Annotated in this window: 20 protein-coding genes; 8 read left to right on the forward strand and 12 right to left on the reverse strand. The window is 72.1% G+C overall.

Going from position 1 to position 20,963, the window contains the following annotated elements:
* Positions 1 to 142 precede the first annotated feature (142 nt).
* Entirely contained in the window at positions 143 to 1,336 is a 1,194-nt protein-coding gene (locus ACFY3V_RS01980) for a PP2C family protein-serine/threonine phosphatase (RefSeq protein ID WP_362895571.1), read from the forward strand.
* 236 nt (positions 1,337 to 1,572) lie between these two features.
* On the opposite strand, the gene ACFY3V_RS01985 is transcribed toward ACFY3V_RS01980, so the two are convergent.
* Together ACFY3V_RS01985 and ACFY3V_RS01990 are read right to left on the reverse strand one after the other, a co-directional pair.
* Positions 1,573 to 2,019, reverse strand: a complete 447-nt coding sequence (locus tag ACFY3V_RS01985; protein WP_350948032.1) for an SAV_6107 family HEPN domain-containing protein — start codon at positions 2,017 to 2,019, stop codon at positions 1,573 to 1,575.
* A gap of 376 nt (positions 2,020 to 2,395) precedes the next feature.
* Positions 2,396 to 3,205: a L,D-transpeptidase family protein gene (locus ACFY3V_RS01990; RefSeq protein ID WP_362895573.1), complete on the reverse strand. Its 810-nt coding sequence runs from the start codon at positions 3,203 to 3,205 to the stop codon at positions 2,396 to 2,398.
* A 119-nt stretch (positions 3,206 to 3,324) separates the two neighbouring features.
* Between ACFY3V_RS01990 and ACFY3V_RS01995 the strand changes: the two genes are divergently transcribed.
* Both ACFY3V_RS01995 and ACFY3V_RS02000 read left to right on the forward strand, forming a co-directional pair.
* Positions 3,325 to 3,801: a YbaK/EbsC family protein gene (locus ACFY3V_RS01995; protein ID WP_350948030.1), complete on the forward strand. Its 477-nt coding sequence runs from the start codon at positions 3,325 to 3,327 to the stop codon at positions 3,799 to 3,801.
* A 334-nt stretch (positions 3,802 to 4,135) separates the two neighbouring features.
* Positions 4,136 to 4,684 carry a GNAT family N-acetyltransferase gene (locus ACFY3V_RS02000; protein ID WP_362895575.1) on the forward strand — a complete coding sequence of 183 codons (549 nt, stop codon included), beginning with the start codon at positions 4,136 to 4,138 and terminating at the stop codon, positions 4,682 to 4,684.
* Positions 4,685 to 4,707: 23 nt separating this feature from the next.
* On the opposite strand, the gene metF is transcribed toward ACFY3V_RS02000, so the two are convergent.
* Positions 4,708 to 5,640, reverse strand: a complete 933-nt coding sequence (gene metF / locus ACFY3V_RS02005; RefSeq protein WP_350948028.1) for a methylenetetrahydrofolate reductase [NAD(P)H] — start codon at positions 5,638 to 5,640, stop codon at positions 4,708 to 4,710.
* A gap of 415 nt (positions 5,641 to 6,055) precedes the next feature.
* Here metF and ACFY3V_RS02010 point away from each other — a divergent pair, with 415 nt between their 5' ends.
* Positions 6,056 to 7,123 carry a polyprenyl synthetase family protein gene (locus tag ACFY3V_RS02010; RefSeq protein WP_350948027.1) on the forward strand — a complete coding sequence of 356 codons (1,068 nt, stop codon included), beginning with the start codon at positions 6,056 to 6,058 and terminating at the stop codon, positions 7,121 to 7,123.
* Between the two features lie 185 nt (positions 7,124 to 7,308).
* Here the strand turns inward: ACFY3V_RS02010 and thiE are convergent, their stop codons facing one another.
* The 3 genes from thiE to ACFY3V_RS02025 are packed head-to-tail and all read right to left on the reverse strand — an operon-like array spanning position 7,309 to position 9,531.
* Positions 7,309 to 7,950 carry a thiamine phosphate synthase gene (gene thiE, locus ACFY3V_RS02015; protein WP_362895577.1) on the reverse strand — a complete coding sequence of 214 codons (642 nt, stop codon included), beginning with the start codon at positions 7,948 to 7,950 and terminating at the stop codon, positions 7,309 to 7,311.
* Positions 7,928 to 8,302, reverse strand: coding sequence for an Rv2175c family DNA-binding protein (locus ACFY3V_RS02020; RefSeq protein ID WP_350948025.1), 375 nt, complete (start codon positions 8,300 to 8,302; stop codon positions 7,928 to 7,930). The genes thiE and ACFY3V_RS02020 overlap by 23 nt, the downstream gene beginning before the upstream one ends.
* A 50-nt stretch (positions 8,303 to 8,352) precedes the next feature.
* Positions 8,353 to 9,531 carry an FAD-dependent oxidoreductase gene (locus ACFY3V_RS02025; RefSeq protein ID WP_350948024.1) on the reverse strand — a complete coding sequence of 393 codons (1,179 nt, stop codon included), beginning with the start codon at positions 9,529 to 9,531 and terminating at the stop codon, positions 8,353 to 8,355.
* 314 nt (positions 9,532 to 9,845) lie between these two features.
* Here ACFY3V_RS02025 and thiO point away from each other — a divergent pair, with 314 nt between their 5' ends.
* The 4 genes from thiO to pknB all read left to right on the forward strand — a co-directional run bounded on the left by thiO (position 9,846) and on the right by pknB (position 14,260).
* Positions 9,846 to 11,123: a glycine oxidase ThiO gene (gene thiO / locus ACFY3V_RS02030; RefSeq protein ID WP_362895580.1), complete on the forward strand. Its 1,278-nt coding sequence runs from the start codon at positions 9,846 to 9,848 to the stop codon at positions 11,121 to 11,123.
* Positions 11,120 to 11,320, forward strand: a complete 201-nt coding sequence (thiS, locus tag ACFY3V_RS02035; protein ID WP_350948022.1) for a sulfur carrier protein ThiS — start codon at positions 11,120 to 11,122, stop codon at positions 11,318 to 11,320. Before thiO ends, thiS begins: the two co-directional genes overlap by 4 nt.
* Before the next feature lie 3 nt (positions 11,321 to 11,323).
* The gene (locus tag ACFY3V_RS02040; RefSeq protein WP_389769045.1) at positions 11,324 to 12,235 is read left to right on the forward strand and encodes a thiazole synthase; all 912 of its coding nucleotides are present in this window, start codon (positions 11,324 to 11,326) and stop codon (positions 12,233 to 12,235) included.
* A gap of 75 nt (positions 12,236 to 12,310) precedes the next feature.
* Positions 12,311 to 14,260 (forward strand): Stk1 family PASTA domain-containing Ser/Thr kinase, encoded by a 1,950-nt coding sequence (pknB, locus tag ACFY3V_RS02045; RefSeq protein ID WP_389769048.1) that lies wholly within the window; start codon positions 12,311 to 12,313, stop codon positions 14,258 to 14,260.
* A 78-nt stretch (positions 14,261 to 14,338) separates the two neighbouring features.
* On the opposite strand, the gene alc is transcribed toward pknB, so the two are convergent.
* The 6 genes from alc to ACFY3V_RS02075 all read right to left on the reverse strand — a co-directional run bounded on the left by alc (position 14,339) and on the right by ACFY3V_RS02075 (position 20,958).
* Entirely contained in the window at positions 14,339 to 15,334 is a 996-nt protein-coding gene (gene alc / locus ACFY3V_RS02050) for an allantoicase (RefSeq protein ID WP_389770202.1), read from the reverse strand.
* Positions 15,335 to 15,478: 144 nt separating this feature from the next.
* Positions 15,479 to 16,792 (reverse strand): allantoinase AllB, encoded by a 1,314-nt coding sequence (gene allB, locus ACFY3V_RS02055; protein WP_389769051.1) that lies wholly within the window; start codon positions 16,790 to 16,792, stop codon positions 15,479 to 15,481.
* A 50-nt stretch (positions 16,793 to 16,842) separates the two neighbouring features.
* A complete protein-coding gene (locus ACFY3V_RS02060; protein WP_389769054.1) occupies positions 16,843 to 18,084 on the reverse strand; it encodes a glycerate kinase in 1,242 nt (413 codons plus the stop codon).
* Between the two features lie 143 nt (positions 18,085 to 18,227).
* Positions 18,228 to 19,613, reverse strand: coding sequence for an 8-oxoguanine deaminase (locus ACFY3V_RS02065; RefSeq protein ID WP_389769057.1), 1,386 nt, complete (start codon positions 19,611 to 19,613; stop codon positions 18,228 to 18,230).
* Positions 19,610 to 20,083 (reverse strand): (2Fe-2S)-binding protein, encoded by a 474-nt coding sequence (locus tag ACFY3V_RS02070; protein WP_350948143.1) that lies wholly within the window; start codon positions 20,081 to 20,083, stop codon positions 19,610 to 19,612. Before ACFY3V_RS02070 ends, ACFY3V_RS02065 begins: the two co-directional genes overlap by 4 nt.
* Positions 20,083 to 20,958: an FAD binding domain-containing protein gene (locus ACFY3V_RS02075; protein ID WP_389769060.1), complete on the reverse strand. Its 876-nt coding sequence runs from the start codon at positions 20,956 to 20,958 to the stop codon at positions 20,083 to 20,085. The genes ACFY3V_RS02070 and ACFY3V_RS02075 overlap by 1 nt, the downstream gene beginning before the upstream one ends.
* Between the last annotated feature and the right edge of the window lie 5 nt (positions 20,959 to 20,963).

Genomic DNA, 20,963 nt, shown 5'->3' on the forward strand with positions numbered 1-20,963 from the left:
GACCGGTCGTGGGTGCGCCGCAACCGGCGTACCCACCCCGCAGAGCTCCTCGTTCTCAGCAGAACCTGTCCTTAGTTCCGCCCCGGGCTACAGCCGTTGTGGTAGGAAAAGGCAGACACGCATTTAGCGAGGTGTGGTGGACATGGCCAGGGGAGATGATCGGATCGATCACTCTCGATCGACCTCCGAGACCCGTCTCCGCACCGCCCCGGCGCAGCCGCGATCGACCAGGAGGCGTGCCTTTCCGCGGCTGCTGAGCTCGATCGGCACCAACCGCACCCAGAGCACCCTGAAGCTGCTGCCGTTCGTCGTGATGGCCGTGGTGGCCGCGATCGACTTCGGCACCGGCCCCACGTCCGGCCTGCTGCCGCTGCTCGCCCTCGGCCCGGCCTTCGCCAGCGTGGCCTGCGACCTGACCCGCACCACGGTGGTCGGCGTCGTCGCCCTGGCGCTGTGCTTCGCGCTCGGCCTCTACAACGACATCCTCTCGTCCCGCATCAACATCACCCTCATCGCCATCCTCGGCGTCACCGTGGCCAGTGTGCTGGCCAGCGCCGGACGGCTGCGCCACGAACGCCAGCTCGCCGACGTGCGCTCGGTGGCCGAGGCCGCCCAGCGGGTGTTGCTGCGCCCGGTGCCCCGCCGCGCGGGACCGGGCATCGGCGTGGCCGTCTCGTACACCTCCGCCACGGCGGAGGCCAGGATCGGCGGCGACCTGTACGAGGTCGTCACCACCCCGCACGGGGTGCGGATCATCGTGGGAGACGTCCAGGGCAAGGGCCTGGAGGCCGTGGAGACGGCCGCGGTCGCGCTCGGGGCCTTCCGTGAGGCGGCCCACGACGAGAGGACGCTCCAGGGCGTCGTGGGCCGCCTGGAGAACGCCCTGACCCGCGAGCTGTCCGGCGAGCAGTTCGTGACCGCCGTGCTGGCCGAGATCAGCGGCGACTCCACCATCACCGTCATCAACTGCGGCCACCCGGCGCCCCTGGTGCTCGACGCCGACGGCGGGATCTGGTTCGCCGACCCCCCGGACGAGGCGCTCCCGCTGGGCATGAGCGCTCTCAAGGCCGTCGAGCCGCGGCCGCACCACATCCCCTTCGAGCCCGGCGACCAGGTCCTCTTCTACACCGACGGGGTCATCGAGGCACGCGACGACGCGGGCGAGTTCTATCCGCTGCTGGAGCGGGCGCACCTGCTGGAGGGCGACGACCCCCAGGGCTCGCTGGACGCCCTGCGCGCCGACCTGCTCGGCCACGTGGGCAGGCCGCTGAGCGACGACGCCGCGATGCTCCTGCTGCGCCAGCGCGCCGCCCGCCAGAACTCCACGGCGGCGTGAGAAAGAGCGCCGGCAGGACCCCGAGCGGGAACGGCTGCGCGAAACCGGCTTCACGGCGGCGTGAGAGAACACCGGCGCGAGAAAAGCCTGGGAGAACAACGAGGCGCGAGGGGACGACGGCACGAGAACGTCCCCGTACGCCCTGCGCCCGCCGGCGGGACCGGCGGAGGCGAGACGCACGGGGACGGCGCCGATGAGCTCGGGCGGCCCGCTCCGGGTGGAGGGCCGCTCCCGCTCTAACCGGCTAGCGGGATCCGGCCCGGGAGCATGGGCTGGCTCGGGACACCGAGCAGCTTCTCCACGGTGCTGACGAACCGCTCAGCCTCGGAGATGAGCTCCTCGGCGTCTCGCGAGGACACCGTGCGGGTCAGGCCCGCCTCGGCGGCGGCCCGCTTGGCCGCGCTCGTCTCGAAATAGGGTGCCCACTCGGCCAGGCGGGGCTCGGCCTCGGGCAGCAGCTCCCAGGCGCTGCGCAGCCTGCGCCTGCGCCCCTGCATCGGACGGGGACGGGCCGCCAGGACGGCGGCTGCCGCCCTGAGCGCGGCGAGATGGGCCGCGACGTAACGCGCGGCGGAGGTCCGGGCGGCGGCGGCCTCTTCGAGGCAGTCGCGCGCGTCTGAGAGGTGTGCCCGCACCGTGGGGGACAGCCGGGGCCCACCGGAATCGCCGAGCCGAGGGGTCATAGCGCTTCAGCCTCCTTGGTCGCAAGCGGCTCCGGCGTTTTCGCCGGTGGTATCACATTCGCAGACCCCACCGACAAATCCGCCGGACGGCCGGACGAGGAGCTTCCCCTCTCCCCGTCCGCCCTGACCTGGTCCGATCGTCTCCGCCGACGACATGGACCCGATCGGCCGCTCTTGGAACACGAGCCGCGAGCCCCGTGTCATCACATCGAACATAAATTCGATCACTAATACTGTCAAGTAAAACGACGAACAAAGGTTCGATCTTCGGGTCTCTGGAGCACGCGAAAGGGCCCCGGGAGATCACCGTCTCCCGGGGCCCCTGCTCTCGACCGGCGCGGGCGCGACCGGCGGCTCGCGTTCCGCCGGCTCGCCCCTAGCGGACGAACCTGCCTCGGACGTGCACCGGCACTCCCGTACCGAGCAGCCCGGGAAGGACCTCCGCCACGTGCATCGGCAGTCGTACGCAACCGTGGGAGGCGGGCGCCAGCGGCACCGACAGCGCGCCGTGGAAGGCGATGCCCCCGTTGAAGAAGATCGGGTTGTAGAGCTGGCCCAGGTAGGACTTGTGCCAGCCGTCCCTGCGCCAGGTGGTCTTGTAGTCGCCGGTCGGCGTGCGCGCGTCGCCGCAGAACCGCTGGGTCCTGCCCTCCCAGGTGGCCGTCTCGCAGTAGGCGATCCCGCTGCCGGAGGAGGTGTGGCTGATCAGCTTCACCGTGCCGTTCACGTAGAGGACCATCACCTGCTTGGCGAGGTTGACCTCCACCCGGGTCGGCTTGCCGTTGGGGACGAGCACCTTCGGCGCCTGGGGTGCCTCCAGAGCGTCCCAGGTCCTGCGTGCCACGGTGCTGGTCGGCGAGATGCCGTTCACCTTCTGGAAGGCCCAGATCGCCGTCAGGGTCGCCCCGCCGTAGCGGCCGTCGATCCTGCCCGGGGCGTAGCCGAGCTCGGCCAGCCGGGTCTGGAGCACCTTCACCGCGGCGCCCTTCGCACCGAGCTTGAGCGTTTTGCCGGGCGCGACGAACGAGGACACGCCCGTCACCCCCGCCGTGACGGCCGGGGAACCCGACGTCCCCGCCGCCGCGGCGCCGGCGGGAAGGGCGACGCCCACGAAAGACACGGAAGAGAGGAGCACGGCCCCCGCCGTCATCAGCGCGGCCACTCCCGGCCGCAGTCCAACCCCCACTTTCGATCAACTCCTCATATCACTATGGATCGGGTCAAGGGACCATAGCGCACGGTTTCCCTGTGCAGACAGCCGGTCATGAAACGGCAATCAACGGTCAATCTGTTTAGAGTGGCCGCGTGCCAGAAAAGTTGCATCCGAACATCGAGAAGGTCGCCGCCGTCCTGCGCGAGCACGGCGTCCCCGGCGAGATCGTCATCTTCGCGGAGGCCACCCCCACCGCCGCCACCGCGGCCGCGCAGCTGGGCTGCGAGGTCGGCGCCATCGCCAACAGCCTGATATTCGACGCCGACGGTGAGCCGCTCCTGGTGCTGACCAGCGGCGCCCACCGCGTCGACACCGACCTGATCGCCAGGACGGCCGGAGCGGCGAAGGTGAAGCGCGCCGCCCCCGCCTTCGTGCGGGCGGCCACCGGCCAGGTCATCGGCGGCGTCGCCCCGATCGGCCACCCCGCCCCGGTCAGAACCCTGGTCGACACCTGGCTGGCCAAGCACGAGGTCGTCTGGGCCGCGGCCGGCCACCCGCACACCGTCTTCCCGACCTCCTTCGACGAGCTCGTCCGCATCACCGGCGGGGTGCCCGTCGAGGTCGAATAACGGCTTCGCGCGGCTTTCGAACTCGGTGCCCACGGGCTCCGTGCCCACCGCCGGGCCTGCGCGCCCGCGACCCGGCGGGCTCGTACGCGCGACACGACCGGTCCCACACCGAACGGACCGCGGGCGAGCACGCCGGCGCTTCGTGCGCACGACGCTCGCGACCGCGCCCGGGAGCCGCACGGCTCCGGGCGCGGTCGCGAGAAGCCGGTCAGGCCCTTCGTGACCGGGCCGACAGGCGGGTGGGAAAGGCCGGGAAACTCCCTGGTGAGCGCCGGATGACCCTCCCTCGCCACACGGTGACCCGTGCCACGGCCACCCTGCTAGGGTGCGACGCGTGATCGGACTGCGACGGATCGGCCCCGACGAGTTCACGCTCCGGCTGGACGCGGTCCTCGGCGTCTACACCGAGGCGATGAACCCTCCGGCCGACCAGATCGCCGGCCGCAGGCTCATCATGGGAAACCACGCCACCCATCCCGCCTTCACCTGCCTGTTCGCCGAGCTCCCCGACGGCACTCCTGTGGGCATCGCCTACGGCTTCCACGGGGTTCCCGGGCAGTGGTGGCACGACGTGGTCAGGCGAGCCCTCGCGGACGAGTACGGAGAGGGCGGCGCCCACGACTGGCTGGGCGACGCGCTGGAGCTCGCCGAGATCCACGTCCACCCCGACTACCAGGGCAAGGGCATCGGCCGGGCGATGATCACGGGGATGTGCGCGGGCCGCCTGGAGCGCACCGCCGTGCTGTCGACCCGCGACCGGCCCACCGCGGCACGCCACCTCTATCGCAGTATCGGCTTCGTGGACCTGCTCACGCAGTTCGTCTTCCCCGGTGGGCACGAGCGCTACGCGATCCTCGGGACTCCCCTGCCGCTGGGCGGCTGAGCCGTCCCGAAGGATCCGCGGTCTCAGGTCGGCAGCGGGGCGATCTCCGGCGTGTGGTCGAGCGCCTGGAAGACCTCCCGGGTCGCGCTCGAGCGGTTGAAGGTGATGAAGTGGATGCCCGGCGCGCCCTCGTCGAGCAGGGTCTGGCAGAGCTCGGCGGCGTGTTCGATGCCGAGGCTGCGCACCGCGGCCGGGTCGTCGGCGACGGCCGCGAACCTCTCGGCCACCTCCGGCGGGAACGGCGCGCCGGAGAGCTGCTCGGACCTGGCGATGGTGCTCATCTGCGTGACGGGCATGATGCCGGGGATGATCGGCGTGTCACAGCCGGCGGCGGCCACCCGGTCACGCAACCGCAGGTAGTCCTCGGCACGAAAGAACATCTGAGTGATCGCGTAGTCGGCGCCCGCACGGCACTTGCGCACGAAGTAGTCGGTGTCGGACTCGATCGAGGCCGACCTGGGGTGCTTGTACGGGAAGGCGGCCACGCCCACGCAGAAGTCGCCGGACTGCCGGATGAGCCGGACCAGCTCCTCGGCGTACAGGACGCCCTCGGGGTGGCGCACCCATTCGCCCGTCACGTCGCCGGGCGGGTCGCCCCGCACGGCGAGGATGTTGCGCACGCCCGCTCCCGCGAAGCGGCCGATCAGATGGCGCAGCTCGCGGACGGAGTGGTTGACGGCGGTGAAGTGGGCGACCGGGGTGAGCGTGGTCTCGTGGGCGATCCGCTCGACGATGTCGACCGTGCGGTCTCGGGTGCTGCCGCCGGCGCCGTAGGTGACGGACACGAAGGTGGGGTGCAGCGACTCCAGCTCACGGACGGCGCGCCAGAGCTGACGCTCCCCCTCGTCGGTCTTCGGGGGGGAGAACTCGAAGGAGAACGAGCGGGCACCGGCAGCGAGGAGTTCGCGGACGGTGGCGACACGATCAGGAAGGACAGACGCGCGACCCAGAGCCATGGGGTCAAGGATACTTGCCCGGCCGCTCGGCCGCCCGATCAGATCATCTCCGCCGGACATGGCGCGAACTTGTCACAATTAGCACGTAAACCACCACCCCTCTAGATCGAAATGTCCCCTTGGACCGTTAATCTCATTACCTGACCTCCTCACGCCGTCAAAGCCGGGGGATTCCAATTTTCATAGATTGGGTTCCCTGCCTCATCCTCAGTCGCAAGGAACCCGGAGGTGTCGTGCCCCACACCGGCTCCACAGGCGTTCCACCTCTCCGCCGGACCGGCGGAGAGGATCTTGTCCATCATGCGTACGGTGGTCGGGGTGTCATCACCGCCGGTCACGACGCCGGGATGCACGGCGCCGTACCGCGTTTTCCCCCCAGAGCTGAAGCCCAGGGTCTCCACACTGGAGGTATTCGATGATCACTTCTGCAGCCGCGTTGGACATGATCCGGTCCGAGGTGGATCGTTCTCTTCGGCGATTCGTCGAACAACAGCGCCCACAGGTCAGCGCTCCGGAGCTGGCGCCGCTCATCTCGGCGGCCGAGGATTTCCTCGCGGGCGGCAAGCGGCTGCGCCCCGCCTTCTGCTACTGGGGCTGGCACGGTGCGGGCGGGGGCGAGGAGCCCGCCATCTTCTCCGCCGCGGCCTCGCTTGAGCTGCTCCAGGCCAGCGCTCTGGTGCACGACGACGTGATGGACGCCAGCGATCTGCGCCGGGGCATGCCCTCGGCGCACCGCAGGTTCGAGGACCTGCACAGGAAGGCCCGCTGGCACGGTTCGGCCGAGCAGTTCGGCGAGGGGGCCGCCATCCTGCTGGGCAACCTGATGCTCATCTGGTCCGGTGAGATGTGGCGCAACAGCGGCCTGCCGGCCGCCTCTCTCGCGGCGGCGCAGAAGGTCCACGACGACATGCGCACCGAGCTGATGTGCGGTCAGTACTTCGACCTGCTGGAGCAGGCGCACGGCGAGGGCACCTTCGAAAGCGCGCTGCGGGTCGCCCTCTTCAAGAGCGGCAAGTATTCCGTGGAGCAGCCGCTCAGGCTCGGTCTGGTGCTGGCGGCCCGGGGCAGGGAGCCCTGGATCGACCGGCTCTGCGAGGAGTACGGGCAGTCGGTGGGCATCGCCTTCCAGCTGCGCGACGACATCCTCGGCGTGTTCGGCGACCCGGACGAGACCGGCAAACCGGCCGGCGACGATCTTCGCGAGGGCAAGCGGACGATGCTCATCGCCCGCACGCTCGCCGTGGCCTCGGAGTCCCAGGCCCAGGTGGTGCGCACCACGCTCGGCGACCCGGGCCTGGACGAGACGGGGATCGACCGGCTGCGCCAGATCATCGAGGAGACGGGGGCTCTCGTGGCGTGCGAGGACCTGATCAAGGGGTATCTGGAGAACGCCCTCGGTTCGCTGGAAGGCGCACCGATCCTCCCCGAGGCCCGCGCGGCCCTGGCCGACCTCGCGGTGGCCGCCACCTCCCGGCGGACCTGACCGTACCCGGCACATGGCGGAACGGCTCACGACGGGACGGCCCGCGGCGTGGTCGCCCACGACGGAGCGACTTCCGGCAGAGGCGGCTCCCGACGGGCGGCGAACAGGACCGGGCCGACGATCAAGGCGATCCGCCCGGCCGTGGGCACGGGCCCGCCGGGCGAGCCACCGGGGCGGCGGAAACCTCAGGTGGGGGCGTCCAGCCTCCGCCTGAACTCCGCCGCCGCCGCCTTGGGGTCGTCGGCCTCGGTGATCGCCCGGACGACCACGACCCTGCGCACGCCGTACGACATGACCTCCTCCAGGTTGGCGAGGTCGATGCCGCCGATGCCGAACCATGGCCGGTCGGTCTCCAGGGCCGCGGCGTGCCTGAGCAGGCCGGGGCCCGGGGCGGACCTTCCCGGTTTGGTGGGGGTCGGCCAGATCGGGCCGCAGCAGAAGTAGTCGACTCCGGGCTCGACGGCCGCGGCGGACGCCTCCTCGGGGGCGTGAGTGGAACGCCCGATGAGGATGTCGTCGCCGAGCATGTCGCGCGCGACCCGCACCGGCAGATCATCCTGGCCGAGGTGGAGCACGTCGGGACGGATCGCGTACGCGATGTCGGCCCTGTCGTTCACCGCCAGGAGGGCGCCGTGCCGGTCGCAGGCCTCGCGGAAGACGGCGAGGAGGTCGAGCTCCTCGCGCGCCTCAAGGCCCTTCTCGCGCAGCTGCACGATGTCGACCCCGCCCGCGAGGGCGGCGTCGAGGAAGTCCGCGAGGTCTCCCCGGTCCCGGCGCCCGTCCGTGCAGAGATACAGGCGGGCGTCAGAAACCGAGGGCTTGGGCACGTCTCTTCACCTCGGTGTGGCGGCCCGCCACGATCGCGTCCACCGGTGAGCCCGGCAGCGTGTCGTCGGGGGTGAAAAGCCAGCGAAGGGATTCGACGTCGTCGTATCCGGCGTCCAGGAGCACCGTGAGGGTCCCGGGAAGGCCCTTGATCACTTCTCCGTCGACGAGGAACACGGCGGGAACCTGTGGCTCTCCACCGCCCCTGCGCACTCCGATGAGCTTACGGTCCTTGAGAAGTTGCTTGGCGCGACCGGCGCTCAGGTTGAGCCTTCTGGCCACCTCGGTCAGGGTGAGCCACTCGCCCACCAGCTGGTCGGTTTCCCGGTCGATCTGCGCAACAGAAAGCGTCACGAATCCACCACTACCACATCGAGCCCTTCGCCAAACACCCGGCGGCGAGGTTACGCCACCGTACAATCGCGCAACGCTATCGCAGGGTCGGTGAGGCGATCGACGTCGAGGCGCTGGCCGCCCTCGATGAGGCGGCGCCCCTGGACCAGATCGCGGGGGCGGTTGACCGAGAGCACCGCGGTGAGCCGGTCGTCCTCGGTCACCCAGCAGATCGCCCACCTGGGCTTTCCCTCGGCCGCAGGGTCGCCGCGCAGGACGAGCCGGGCACCGTCGTGGTGGCCGGCGTACTGGACCATGTGGCCGAACTGCTCGGACCAGAAATAGGGGACCGGGTCGTAGACCGCGGCGTCGCCGAGGAGTGTGGCCACCGCGACGTCCGGGGCGCCCAGGGCGGTGTCCCAGTGCTCGACGCGCAGGCGGATGCCGTAGCGGCGCGACCACCAGGCGGCGCAGTCACCCACCGCGACCACGTCGGGCAGCGAGGTGCGCAGGTGCTCGTCGGTGACCACGCCGTTGTCGAGCCTGATGCCGGATCCGGCCAGCCACTCGGTCGCGGGCCGCACGCCCACGCCGGTGACGACCACGTCGGCCTCCAGCGCGGAGCCGTCCGCCAGGGTGAGCCCTCCGTGGTCGACGGAGGCGACCATGGTGCCCAGGCGCAGGTCGACGCCCGCCTCGGCGTACCAGGGGGTGGTGTACGCGCCGACCTGGCCGAGCGCGGCGGCCAGCGGGGTGCGGGCGGCCTCGACGACGGTCACGGCACAGCCCGCCCTGCGGGCGGCGGTGGCCACCTCCGCGCCGATCCAGCCCGCGCCGATGACGGCGACCCTGACTCCCTCGCCGAGCAGGGAGCGCAGCCGGAGCGCGTCGTCGATGGTGCGCACCACGTGCTGGGGGCCGTCCCCGCGCAACCTGATCGGGCGGGCACCGGTCGCGACGACCAGGCCGTCGTAGGCGATCTCGCCCTCGGTGGTCTCCACCACACCGGGATGGAGCCCTTTGGCCGACACGCCCGCGCGAAAGTCGATCTCAAGCGCGTCGAGGTCGGAGTCGACGACCGTGGAATCGGTCTCGCCGAGCAGCACTCCCTTGGACAGGGGCGGGCGGTCGTAGGGCCGGTGCCGCTCCTCCCCGATCAGGGTGATCCTGCCGCCGAACCCACGGGCTCGTAACGCCTCCACGCTGCGCACACCGGCGAGGCCGGCTCCAACCACCACGACATGATTCACACTTCCCGACGATAAGCGGGAACCCCGTACTCCTACCAACGGTCGTTGATAACGAAAACGGGATTTACCTCACATCTAACGCGCTAAGCGTGTTGTCCCAGCCCTTAGGGTGAGAGGAGAAGACGCGCGGGAGCCCGGAACGCACCGGGCTGAGAGGAGGGCTGCGGACGAGGAAGGACCCCCTGCGAGCTGGTGATGTGCGAGGAGGAACGCCCCGCACGGCACGGCGAGCGAGGTCCGGAGACGACCGCGAGCGGGCCCTCGACCGCCACGAACCTGATCCGGGTCATGCCGGCGAAGGGAGCGGAGCACGTATGGCGGACCATCTCGACCTCCTCGTCGTGGGCGGCGGCGTGATCGGCCTGTCGGTGGCGTGGCGCGCCGCCGTCCGGGGCCACAGAGTGATGGTCGCCGACCCCGCGCCCGCCTCCGGCGCCTCGCACGCGGCGGCGGGCATGCTGGCCCCGGTGAGCGAGGTCACCTACACCGAGGAGCCGCTGCTGCGGCTGGGGCTCGCCTCCCTGAAGCGCTGGCCCGCCTTCGCCGCCGAGCTGGCGGACGCGAGCGGGCACGACCTCGACTACCGCACCGACGGCACGCTCGACGTCGCCTTCGGCTCCGACGACCTGGCGGCGTTGGACGACCTCGCCGCCTTCGTCTCCAAGCTGGGGCTGCCCGCCGAGCGGCTCACCGGCCGCGAGTGCCGCCGCCTGGAGCCCATGCTCGCCCCCGCGGTCCGCGGCGGCCTGCTGGCCGGCGGCGACGCCTGGGTGGACCCCAGGCGGGTCACCGCGGCACTCCTCGCGGCCCTGGAGCGCGCGGGCGGCACCCTGGTACGCGCCCGCGCGGCCGAGCTGATCACCGCCTCGGGAAGGGCCACCGGGGTACGCCTCTCGACCGGCGAGAGTGTCGGGGCCGACCTGGTGGTCCTCGCCGCCGGAGCCTGGTCGGGCTCCCTTGAGGGGGTGCCCCCGGAGGCGCTGCCCCCGGTACGGCCGGTCAAGGGCCAGATCATGCGACTGCGCTCCCCCGCGCCGATCCTGCGGCGGTGCGTACGCGGGGTCGTTCACGGCTCGCACGTCTACCTGGTTCCGCGCGGCGACGGCGAGACGGTCCTCGGCGCCACCCAGGAGGAGATGGGCTTCGACACCCGCGTCACGGCCGGTGGGCTGTGGGAGCTGCTGCGCGACGCGCGGGAGCTCGTCCCCGGGGTGACCGAGCTGGAGGTGGCCGAGATGACCGCGGGCATGCGTCCGGGCACCCCGGACAACCTGCCGTTGATCGGCGCCACGATCGTGCCCGGTCTCCACCTGGCCACCGGGCATCACCGGGGCGGGGTCCTGCTCGCGCCGCTCACCGCCGACCTCTGCTCGCAGGAGGCGGGCGAGGCGGACGCCGGGCTCTCCGCGATCTGCTCGCCGCTCCGCTTCGGTGATCGCGGTGCTCAGGACCACCACCGGGAACAGCGGGAACATCAGGAACACCGCTTCGGAGAGCACCACCGGAAGCACGACTCCCGGGAACTCGATTCCCCAGAACCTTCGCCACGGGAGCACCGCCTCCGCGACCACACACCGCAGGAGTACAGATGAACGTGACCATCAACGGCGCCGCGCACGAGTTGCCCTCGGGCGCGACCGTCGCGCAGGCCGTACGGCGGCTGACCGAGGTGCGGAACGGGGTGGCCGTCGCGGTGAACGACGAGGTCGTCTCGCGCGGCGCCTGGGATTCCACGGCGCTCGCGGAGGCCGACCGGGTCGAGGTGCTCACCGCGGTCCAGGGAGGCTAACCGATGACGACGGACGCGAGAGGGGCCGACCGGTCGATGACGGACGCCAGGGAGGCCGACCGGCCGACGACGAAGGCGAGAGGGGGCGACAGGGTGACGACGGACGCGAGGGAGGCCGACGGGTTGACGGCGGACCCGGTGGACGACCTGGTCATCGGCGGGGAGAAGTTCTCCTCCCGCCTCATCATGGGCACCGGGGGCGCCCCGTCCCTGGAGATCCTCGACCAGGCGCTCGCCGCCTCCGGGACCGAGCTGACCACCGTCGCGATGCGGCGGCTCGACCCGTCCGCGCGGGGTTCGGTGCTCGACGTGCTGCGACGGCGCGGCATCAAGGTGCTGCCGAACACCGCGGGTTGCTTCACCGCCGGTGAGGCCGTGCTGACCGCCAGGCTCGCCAGGGAGGCGCTGGAGACCGACTGGGTCAAGTTGGAGGTCATCGCCGACGAGCGCACCCTGCTGCCCGACCCCATCGAGACCTTCGACGCGGCGGAGCGGCTGGTCGCCGACGGGTTCACGGTGCTGCCCTACATCGGCGACGATCCCGTACTGGCACGCAGGCTGGAGCAGGCGGGCTGCGCGGCGGTGATGCCGCTGGGTGCGCCGATCGGCTCGGGACTCGGCATCCGCAACCCGCACAACATCGAGCTGATCGTGGAGTTCGCGAGCGTGCCGGTGATCCTGGACGCCGGGATCGGCACGGCCAGCGACGCGGCACTCGCCATGGAGCTCGGCTGCGACGCGGTCCTGCTGGCCACGGCGGTCACCCGGGCACAGCGTCCCGACCTGATGGCCCAGGCGATGCGCTCGGCCGTCTACGCAGGCCGGTTCGCGCGTATGGCCGGGCGGATACCCCGGCGTCGCTACGCGGAAGCCTCCTCTCCCTCGATCGACAGGCCGCCGGCGGTCCATCGATAGAAAACCACCACGTCTCGGCATCGGTTTGGGATTCGGGGATCCTGTCGGCGCCAAATCGCCCGTAAACTCGGCCACGTGGACACGACGCTTACGGACCCCCTGGTCGGGAAACTCCTCGACGGGCGTTACCGCGTCGAGTCCCGGATCGCCCGGGGCGGAATGGCGACCGTCTATCTGGCCCTGGACGTCCGGCTCGACCGCACGGTCGCCGTCAAGGTGATGCACCGCTCGCTCGCCGAGGACCCCGCCTTCGTGCGTCGCTTCATCGGCGAGGCCAAGTCGGTGGCCAGCCTGTCGCACCCCAACGTGGTGCACGTGTTCGACCAGGGCACCGACGGCGACAACGTCTACCTCTCGATGGAGTACGTGCCGGGCCGGACCCTGCGCGACGTGCTCCGTGCCCGGGGCAGGCTGCCCGCCCGCGAGGCTCTGGAGGTCATGATCCCGGTCCTCGCCGCGCTGGGCGCCGCCCACCAGTCCGGCCTGATCCACCGGGACGTCAAGCCGGAGAACGTGCTGCTCGCCGACGACGGCCGGGTCAAGGTCGTCGACTTCGGCCTGGCCCGCGCGATCGAGGCGAGCAACCAGACGCGCACCGGTGTCATGATCGGCACCATCGGCTACATGTCGCCCGAGCAGGTGACCGCGGGAGGCGCCGACGCCCGCAGCGACGTCTACGCGGCCGGCATCATGCTGTTCGAGCTTCTGACCGGCCGCCAGCCCTACGAGGGCGAGACCCCGATGTCGGTCGCCTACCGGCACGTGCACGACACGGTTCCCGTGCCCTCGGCACTGCTGCCCGGCTCTCCCCCGCTGCTCGACACCCTGGTGGCGAAGGCGACGGCCCGCGATCCCGCGAACCGCCCCGTGGACGCCACCGCGCTGCTCGTCGCCGCCGTCGAGGCCCACCGGATGCTGCCCAGGGAGAGCGGCCCGGTGCCGTCCCTGCCCGCCGGCCCGCCGCACGGCCCCGAGACGGCGGCGCCCACGCCCCCCGCCCCGGCCAACCACACGCTGATCCAGCCCCGCGTGGAGTTGCCCACCGGCCCGGCCGACGGCCACCACACGACCGCTCCCAAGGCACGCGGGAGGTCCGGCGCCCGCTGGTTCCTGATCGGGCTCGCCGCGGTCATGGTGATCGCGGTGGGGGTGACCGGCTGGCTGTTCTCGCAGAACACCTCCATCGTGGTGCCCTCCACCCTGGTGGGCAAGAACATCACGGCCGCCACCGGCGAGGCCAAGCAGCGCGGCTTCACCGTCGAGACCGGCAAGGCCGAGCACGACGAGAAGGCCCCGAAGGGGACCGTGCTGCGCACCGAGCCCGTGGCCGGCACCGAGGCCGAGCCGGGGAGCAAGCTGATCCTCATCGCCTCGGCCGGCCCCAAGCGGGTCGCGGTGCCCAATGTGGTGGGGATGACCGAAGCGCAGGCCAGGAGCAGGCTGGCCGAATCCTCACTCCTCGTCGACGACGTCAAGAAGCAGCAAAGCGAGACCGTGCCGCGCGGCCAGGTGATGCGGACCGTCCCCGCCGTGGGAAACCCGGTCAGGGAGAACAGCAAGGTCGACCTGATCGTGAGCGCGGGCCTGCTCATGCCGGACGTGAGGGGCATGCCTCGCGACCAGGCCGACGGGGTGCTGCGCGGGGCGGGGTTCGCTCCCGAGTTCGTCGAGCAGACCGACTCGGCCCAGCCGTGCACCGTCATCGCCCAGGACCCGCAACCCAAGGCCGAGATCGACAAGGGCGCCGTGGTCCGGCTCACCCTGTCGCAGTGCGCCAGCGAGTGGCGCTGGCCCTGGGAGCGCGACGGCCAGGTCCCGCCCGGGGAGAACGGAGACAACGGCGGCAACGTCGTGGTGATCCCGAACATCGTCTTCAAGGACTACCGGGCGGCGAGAGACGAGCTGCGCGCCGCGGGGGTCACGGTGAAGATGAAGCGCACCCTGGGCAAGGGCAGGGTCCTGGCCCAGGTCCCGCCGGGCGGCCAGGCGGTCCCGCCCGGCACCCAGGTCACCATCTGGTACTGACCTCCCGTACGGCCCCTGTGAAGGAGGCCGTACGGGCGGGGTGTGGACCGCGGGTCACCATTCGTCGCCGGAACCGCGTCAGCTCTCGGTCTCGGTGAGGAAGCCGTGCAGGCGGACCCTGGCCAGGCCGCCGTCCGGATAGATGTCCACCCTGGCGTACGTGGCCGCCGGCGCGTCCCGGATGCGGAAGCGGTGCCGGGTGTCGGGCAGCAGGCGGGTCCTGGGCAGCAGCGGGAACCAGGTGGTGCCGTCCGCGCTTCCCGTGACGGAGACCTCGGCGGGGGCGTTGAACACCAGGTTGGTGGTGTCGATCTCGGCGAGGCCGACGACACCGGAGCCCGCCAGGCGGATCACCAGCCAGTCGTTGCCGCCGTCGCGGCGGCGCGCGGTCTCCCAGCCCTCGGCCTGGTGACGGGCGAGACCCGGTGAGATGGCGTTGTTCGGCGAGGAGTAGAACTCGTTGGAGCAGGCGGTGACGAGCGCGCCGTTCTCCAGGGCGGCCAGGTCCAGGCCGAGTCCTTCGTACAGGGACAGGTCGGGCCTGACCTCGCCGTGCACCCGCAGGCGGGCGATGCCCCCGTCGGGAAACATGTTCAGCCGCACGTGCGTGTAGCGGCGCTCGCCGGACACCGCGAAGAGGTGCTCGGCGTCCCCCCTGAGACCGCTTCTGGGAACGATCTCCACCCAGTCGGCCGCCTCCAGCTCGGCGACCGTCGGGTAGCCCTCGACCTCGACGGCCTCGACGGAGGCGTACGGCGGGTAGTTGCCCTTGAACCAGGCGGTGTCGATCACCACGCCCCTCACCACGCCGGGCATGCCGAGCCTGACCAGGGCCCAGTCGTGGCCGGGCTCGCGTCGCCTGCGGGTCTCCCAGCCGTCGTAGACCTGGCCCTTGGCTCCGAAGGTGTGCGGCATGAAGCCGGGACGACCCGGCCTGATGAGGCTCTCCCTCTCGGCGAAGGACTCGTCGTTGGCCGCGACGACCGCGCCGCCGAGGGTACGCAGGGCGAGGTCGGGCAGCGCCGTGAATTCGGTGGGGCCGGCCGCGTCAGTCGCGTTGGCCGGTTCGGTCACGTCGGTCGGTTCGGCCGCGTTGGTCGCGTCGGTCGCGTCGGTCGCGTCGGTCGCGTCGGTCAAGGAGAGGGCCTTTCTCACGGTGAACCGGCCGGGCCGCCGTGGCGGTCCCACCGCGGACCGGGATCGTCATGGCGCGTCGTCCTACAGGAGGGTGCCCTGGGGATCGTTCCCCACGACCCGGCCGCGCAGCCACGTCGTACGGACCTCGCCCACCAGCGTCCTGCCGTGGTAGGGGGTGACCGGGTTTTTGTGGTGCAGGGTGGAGACGTCCACCGTGTGGACGGCGTCGGCGTCGAAGGCGACGAGGTCGGCGTCCGCGCCCACGGCGATGGCGCCCTTGCCGCGCAGCCCGGCCAGCGCGGCCGGGTGTTCCGCCATCCAGCGCACGACGTCGCCCAGGCCGTGCCCGCGCCGGGTCGCCTCGGTCCAGACGGCGGTGAGGCCGAGCTGCAGGGAGGAGATCCCGCCCCAGGCGGCGGCGAAGTCGGGCACCTTCAGGTCGGGGGTGGACGGCGAGTGGTCGGAGACGACGCAGTCGAGCACCCCGTCGGCGAGGCCGCGCCAGAGTTCGTCACGGTTGGCCGAGGAGCGGATCGGCGGGCAGCACTTGAACTGGGTGGCGCCCTCGGGCACCTCCTCGGCCATCAGCGTGAGGTAGTGCGGGCAGGTCTCCGCGGTGATCCGCACCCCCTCCCGCCTCGCCTTCGCCAGCGGTTCCAGGCACAGCGCGGACGACACGTGCAGGATGTGCGCCCGTACCCCGGTCTCCCCCGCCAGCGCGGCGACCCGTTCGACGGCGCGGCACTCGGCCTCTCCGGGCCGGGAGCCGAGGAACTCCGGGTATCCCGGTCCTTCCGGGTCGGCGAGCAGCGCGGGGTCCTCGGCGTGGACGACCAGCAGCCCGTCGAAGGAGGCGATCTCCACCATGGCGGCCCGCAGCCCGTCCTCGTCGAGCGGCGGGAACTCGTCCACTCCGGACGGGGACAGGAAGCACTTGAACCCGCGCACGCCCGCCTCGTGCAGCGGCCGCAGGTCCCCGGCGTTTCCGGGGATCGCCCCGCCCCAGAAGGCGACGTCCACCGCGCACTGCCCGTCCGCCGCCTCGCGCTTCACGGCCAGGGCGTCCGCGTTCACGGTCGGTGGCAGCGAGTTGAGCGGCATGTCCACGATCGTGGTCACGCCGCCCGCGGCGGCCGCCCGGGTGGCGGAGGCGAACCCCTCCCAGTGGGTACGGCCCGGCTCGTTGACGTGTACGTGGGTGTCGACCAGGCCGGGCAGCAGCGCGACGTCGCCGAGGTCGACCTGCTCGACGGCGTCCGGCGCGGCGTCGTGCGAGTACACCCCGACGATCTTCCCGCCCCTCACGGCGACCGCCGCCGGGCCCTCTCCCTCGGGCAGTACGACCCTGCGGGACCTGATGACCAGATCCGCCACGTCCTCAACCCCTGCGCTCATCCACTCTCCGTTCCTCGCCGTCCATGAGCCGCCTGCCGGTCGGCCGCCCGTCAGAGGTGCCTTTCCGCGACCGTGCGCGCGAGCCGTTCCAGCAGCGGGCCCGCCTGGGACATGCACACGGCCGGGTCGGGCTCGATGTCGGTGAGCGCGTAGGCGGCGGTGATCCCCGCCGCGTTCAGCTCCTCGTCGCCCAGCGTGCGGCGCCCGCAGACCGCGACGACCGGGACGCCCGCCTTGGCGGCGGCGCTCGCGACCCCGGCGGGGGCCTTGCCGCGCAGTGTCTGCTCGTCGAGCGAGCCCTCACCGGTGATGACGAGGCGCGCTCCCTCAAGCCGGTCGCGGAAGCCGAGCAGCTCAAGGAGGTAGTCGATGCCGGGACGGAAGTCGGCCGCGAGGAAGGCGAGCGCGGCGAAGCCCACTCCCCCGGCGGCGCCCGCGCCCGGCCGCCCCGCCACCCCCATCGAGCGGACGACACCGTCGTGCTCGATGGCACCGACCAGTCCGTGAGTGTGCGCGGCGACGGCGGCGAGCCTGGCCAGTGCCCGGTCGAGCAGCTTCACGTCCTCGGGGCTCGCGCCCTTCTGCGGTCCGTACACGGCGGCGGCGCCGTGCGGGCCCAGCAGCGGGTTGTCCACGTCACCGGCGACGACAAACTCAACCTCATCAATCGCGATAAGTCCGGAAATATCGATTTTTTCCAGGTCGCGGAGGGCCGCTCCCCCGAGGGGAAGTTCCCGTCCCCCGGAATCCAGGAAGCGGACGCCGAGCGCCCTCATCATGCCCGCGCCACCGTCGGTGCAGGCGCTGCCGCCCAGGCCGAGCACGACCCGCCTCGCCCCGCGCCGTACCGCGTGGGCGATCAGCTCGCCGGTGCCGTGACTGGTCGCGGTGAGCGGGGCGAGTTCCACCCCCTCGTGCGCGGGAGATCCCTCGGTGGCCGCGCGCCCCGAGGCGACCGGCAGCCGCCGCAGCCCTGACGCCTCGGCCAGCTCGACGACCGCCGTCGGCACGTCCACTCCCGCGAGGGCGCCCTCCCCCGAGGAGGCGTCGCGCCAGGCGTAGGAGGCGAGGACCGGCTCGCCGACGGGACCGGTGACCTCGACCTCGACGCGGGTGAACCCGCAGGCCACGACCGCGTCCACGGTGCCGTCACCACCGTCGGCCACCGGTAACGCGACCATGGCGACGCCTGGCCCGAGGCCCGCCGCGACCCGCGCGGCGACCTCGGCGCCGGTGAGCGAGCCCTTGAACTTGTCCGGGGCGATCACGATGTGTCCCGAAGACTCAGACAACCCTGCTCCCTGCTGACGGACGGGGGGCACGCGCCCCCGGCCGGCGTGAACGGCCGGGAGGCGGACGCCGGACCCCGATAAGACGGAGCACCATCATCACATTCGTCCCCGCGCGTCCTCGACGCCCGGCCCCGCGACCCGCCTCATCCGCCGACCTCCTTCGCCGCCGTGAAGCCCTGCTCCTCGGCCAGGCGCATGAGACGGCGGTGCGCCTCGCCTCCCGCGCGGCCGAGCTCGTCCTGGGCGACGGTACGCAGTTCGTCGTCCTCGACGACGGTCTCGCCGCCGACCAGCAGGCGGGCCAGCGGAGGCTGCCGGGTGCCGAACACCAGGGCGCAGACCGGGTCGGCGACCGCGGAGGCGAAGGCGTCGGTGCGCCAGAGGGCGATGTCGGCGAGCTTGCCCGCCTCCAGGGAGCCGAGCTCCTCCTGACGGCCCAGGTTCCTCGCCCCTCCGAGGGTCGCGACCTCCAGGGCCTGGCGCGCGGTGAGCGCGGTGGGCCCGTACCTCGCCCGCTGGAACAGCAGGGCCTGGCGCATCTCGCCGGAGAGGGAGGTGAGCTCGGCGGAGGCGCTGCCGTCCACGCCCAGGCCGACGTTCGCCCCCCGGTGGAGCATCTCGGAGACGCGGGCGATCCCGGCGCCGAGGCGGCCGTTGGAGCTGGGGCAGTGCGCAGAACCCGTACCGGTCTGGGCGAAGACGTCGATGTCGCCGTCGCTCAGGTGGACGGCGTGGGCGAACCACACGTCCGGGCCGAGCCAGCCGAGCTTCTCCATGTAGTCGACCGGGCGCTGCCCGACCTGCCGCAGGCAGTGCTCCTCCTCGTCGAGGGTCTCGGCGAGGTGGGTGTGCAGGCGCACGCCCTTGGACCTGGCCAGCGCGGCGGCCTCGGTCATCAGGTCGGCGCTGACGGAGAACGGCGAGCAGGGGGCGACCGCGACACGCAGCATGGAGGAGAAGGACGGGTCGTGGTAGGTGTCGACGGCCTCGGCCGTCGCCTCAAGGATCTCGTCCAGCCGCTCGACCACGACGTCCGGCGGCAGGCCGCCCTGCGACCTGCCCCGGTCCATCGAGCCCCGCGCGGGGTGGAAGCGGAGGCCGACCTGCCTCGCCGCCTCGATCTCCGCGGCGAACAGGTCCCCGCGCCCGGAGGGGAAGATGTAGTGGTGGTCGCTGGAGGTGGTGCAGCCCGACAGGGCCAGATAGCCCAGCCCCGCGCCCGCCGCGCCCCTGACGACCTCGGCGTCCATCGCGGCCCACACCTGGTAGAGCGCCGTCAGCCACTCGAACAGGGTGGCGTCCTGGGCGAGCCCCTGGGAGGCCCACTGGTAGAGGTGGTGGTGGGTGTTGACCAGGCCGGGGGTGGCGAGACAGCCGGTGCCGTCGATCCTGGCCGCCCCGGGGACGTCCGGCGCGGGGCCGGCGCCCAGGGCCACGATCCTGTCGCCCTCGACGTGGATGTGCCCCGAGGAGATCTCCTCGCCCACCACCGGGGCGATGTGGACGTTCTCGATCAGGGTCGCGCTCACGAGGCCTCCGCCTTCCGCGCCGCGGCCAGACGCACGGCGTCGAGGATCTTCTCGTAGCCGGTGCACCGGCACAGGTTTCCCGCCAGGGCCTCGCGGATCTCCGCGTCGGACGGCCGCGCGACCCGTTCGATCAGGTCATGGGCCTGTACGAGGAGGCCGGGGGTGCAGAAGCCGCACTGGACGGCGCCGCACTCGACGAAGGCCTCCTGGATCGGGTCGAGCCGGTCGCCGTCGGCGAGCCCCTCGACGGTGCGGACCTCACGCCCCTCGGCCTGCCCGGCCGCGACCAGGCACGCGCAGACGGGGATCCCGTCGAGGTAGACCGTGCAGGAGCCGCACTCGCCCTGCTCGCACGCGTTCTTGGAACCGGGCAGGCCGACGCGCTCGCGCAGGACGTACAGGAGGCTCTCGCCCTCCCAGACGTCGTCGGCGACCTCTGTGCGACCGTTGACGGTGAAGGTGACGCGCATCATCCGGCCCTCCTCTCGAAGTGTCCCGAGCGGAACTCGTTCCACGCCCAGGTGAGGGTGCGCCGCGCCATCACCGCGATGGCGTGGCGCCGGTAGTCGGCGGTGCCGCGCACGTCGTCGATCGGGGAGACGGACCCGGCCGCCAGTTCCCCGAAGCGTTCCAGCACCCCGGGGTCGAGCCTGGCCTCCCAGTCGAGCTCGGCGGCGAGGAACTCCTCGGCGGCGACGGCCCGGCGGGGAGTCGGGGCGGCCGATCCGATGCCGGTGCCGACCCGGCGCTCGCCGGGGTGCAGCGCGATCGCGAACGAGCAGACCGCGATCACCATGGCGTTGCGGGTGCCGACCTTGGAGAAGTACTGGGGGCCGCTCGCGGGGCTCATCCAGAACGCCCGGATCAGCTCGTCGGCCTCCAGCGCGCTGCGCTTGACCCCGAGGTAGAACTCGTCGGCCGGAATCATCCGCGTCCCCCTGGCCGCGGACTCGACCTCCACGACCGCGCCGCCGGCCAGGAGCGGCGGGTGGCTGTCCCCCGCGGGCGAGGCGGCGCCGAGGTTGCCCCCCACGGTGCCGCGGTTGCGGATCTGCGGCGAGCCGACCGTGCGGGAGGCCTGCGCCAGGCCGGGCAGCCGGTCGCCCAGCTCGCCGATCAGGCGGGCGTACGTCACGCCCGCGCCGATCCTGAGCCTGCCGTCCGCCTCCTCGCTCCACGCCGTGAGCTCGGCGACGCGGTTCAGGTCGAGCAGCGCGGCGGGCCGCCGCACGTCGAAGTTGAGCTCGACCATCATGTCGGTGCCCCCCTGGATGGGCACGGCCTCCGGCAGGCCGGCCTTGGCCGCCAGTGCCTCCGCCCAGGTGGCGGGTCGCAGGAAGTCCATGGTCG

It is taken from the genome of Streptosporangium sp. NPDC000095 (genome assembly GCF_042899335.1).
Lineage (GTDB): Bacteria > Actinomycetota > Actinomycetes > Streptosporangiales > Streptosporangiaceae > Streptosporangium.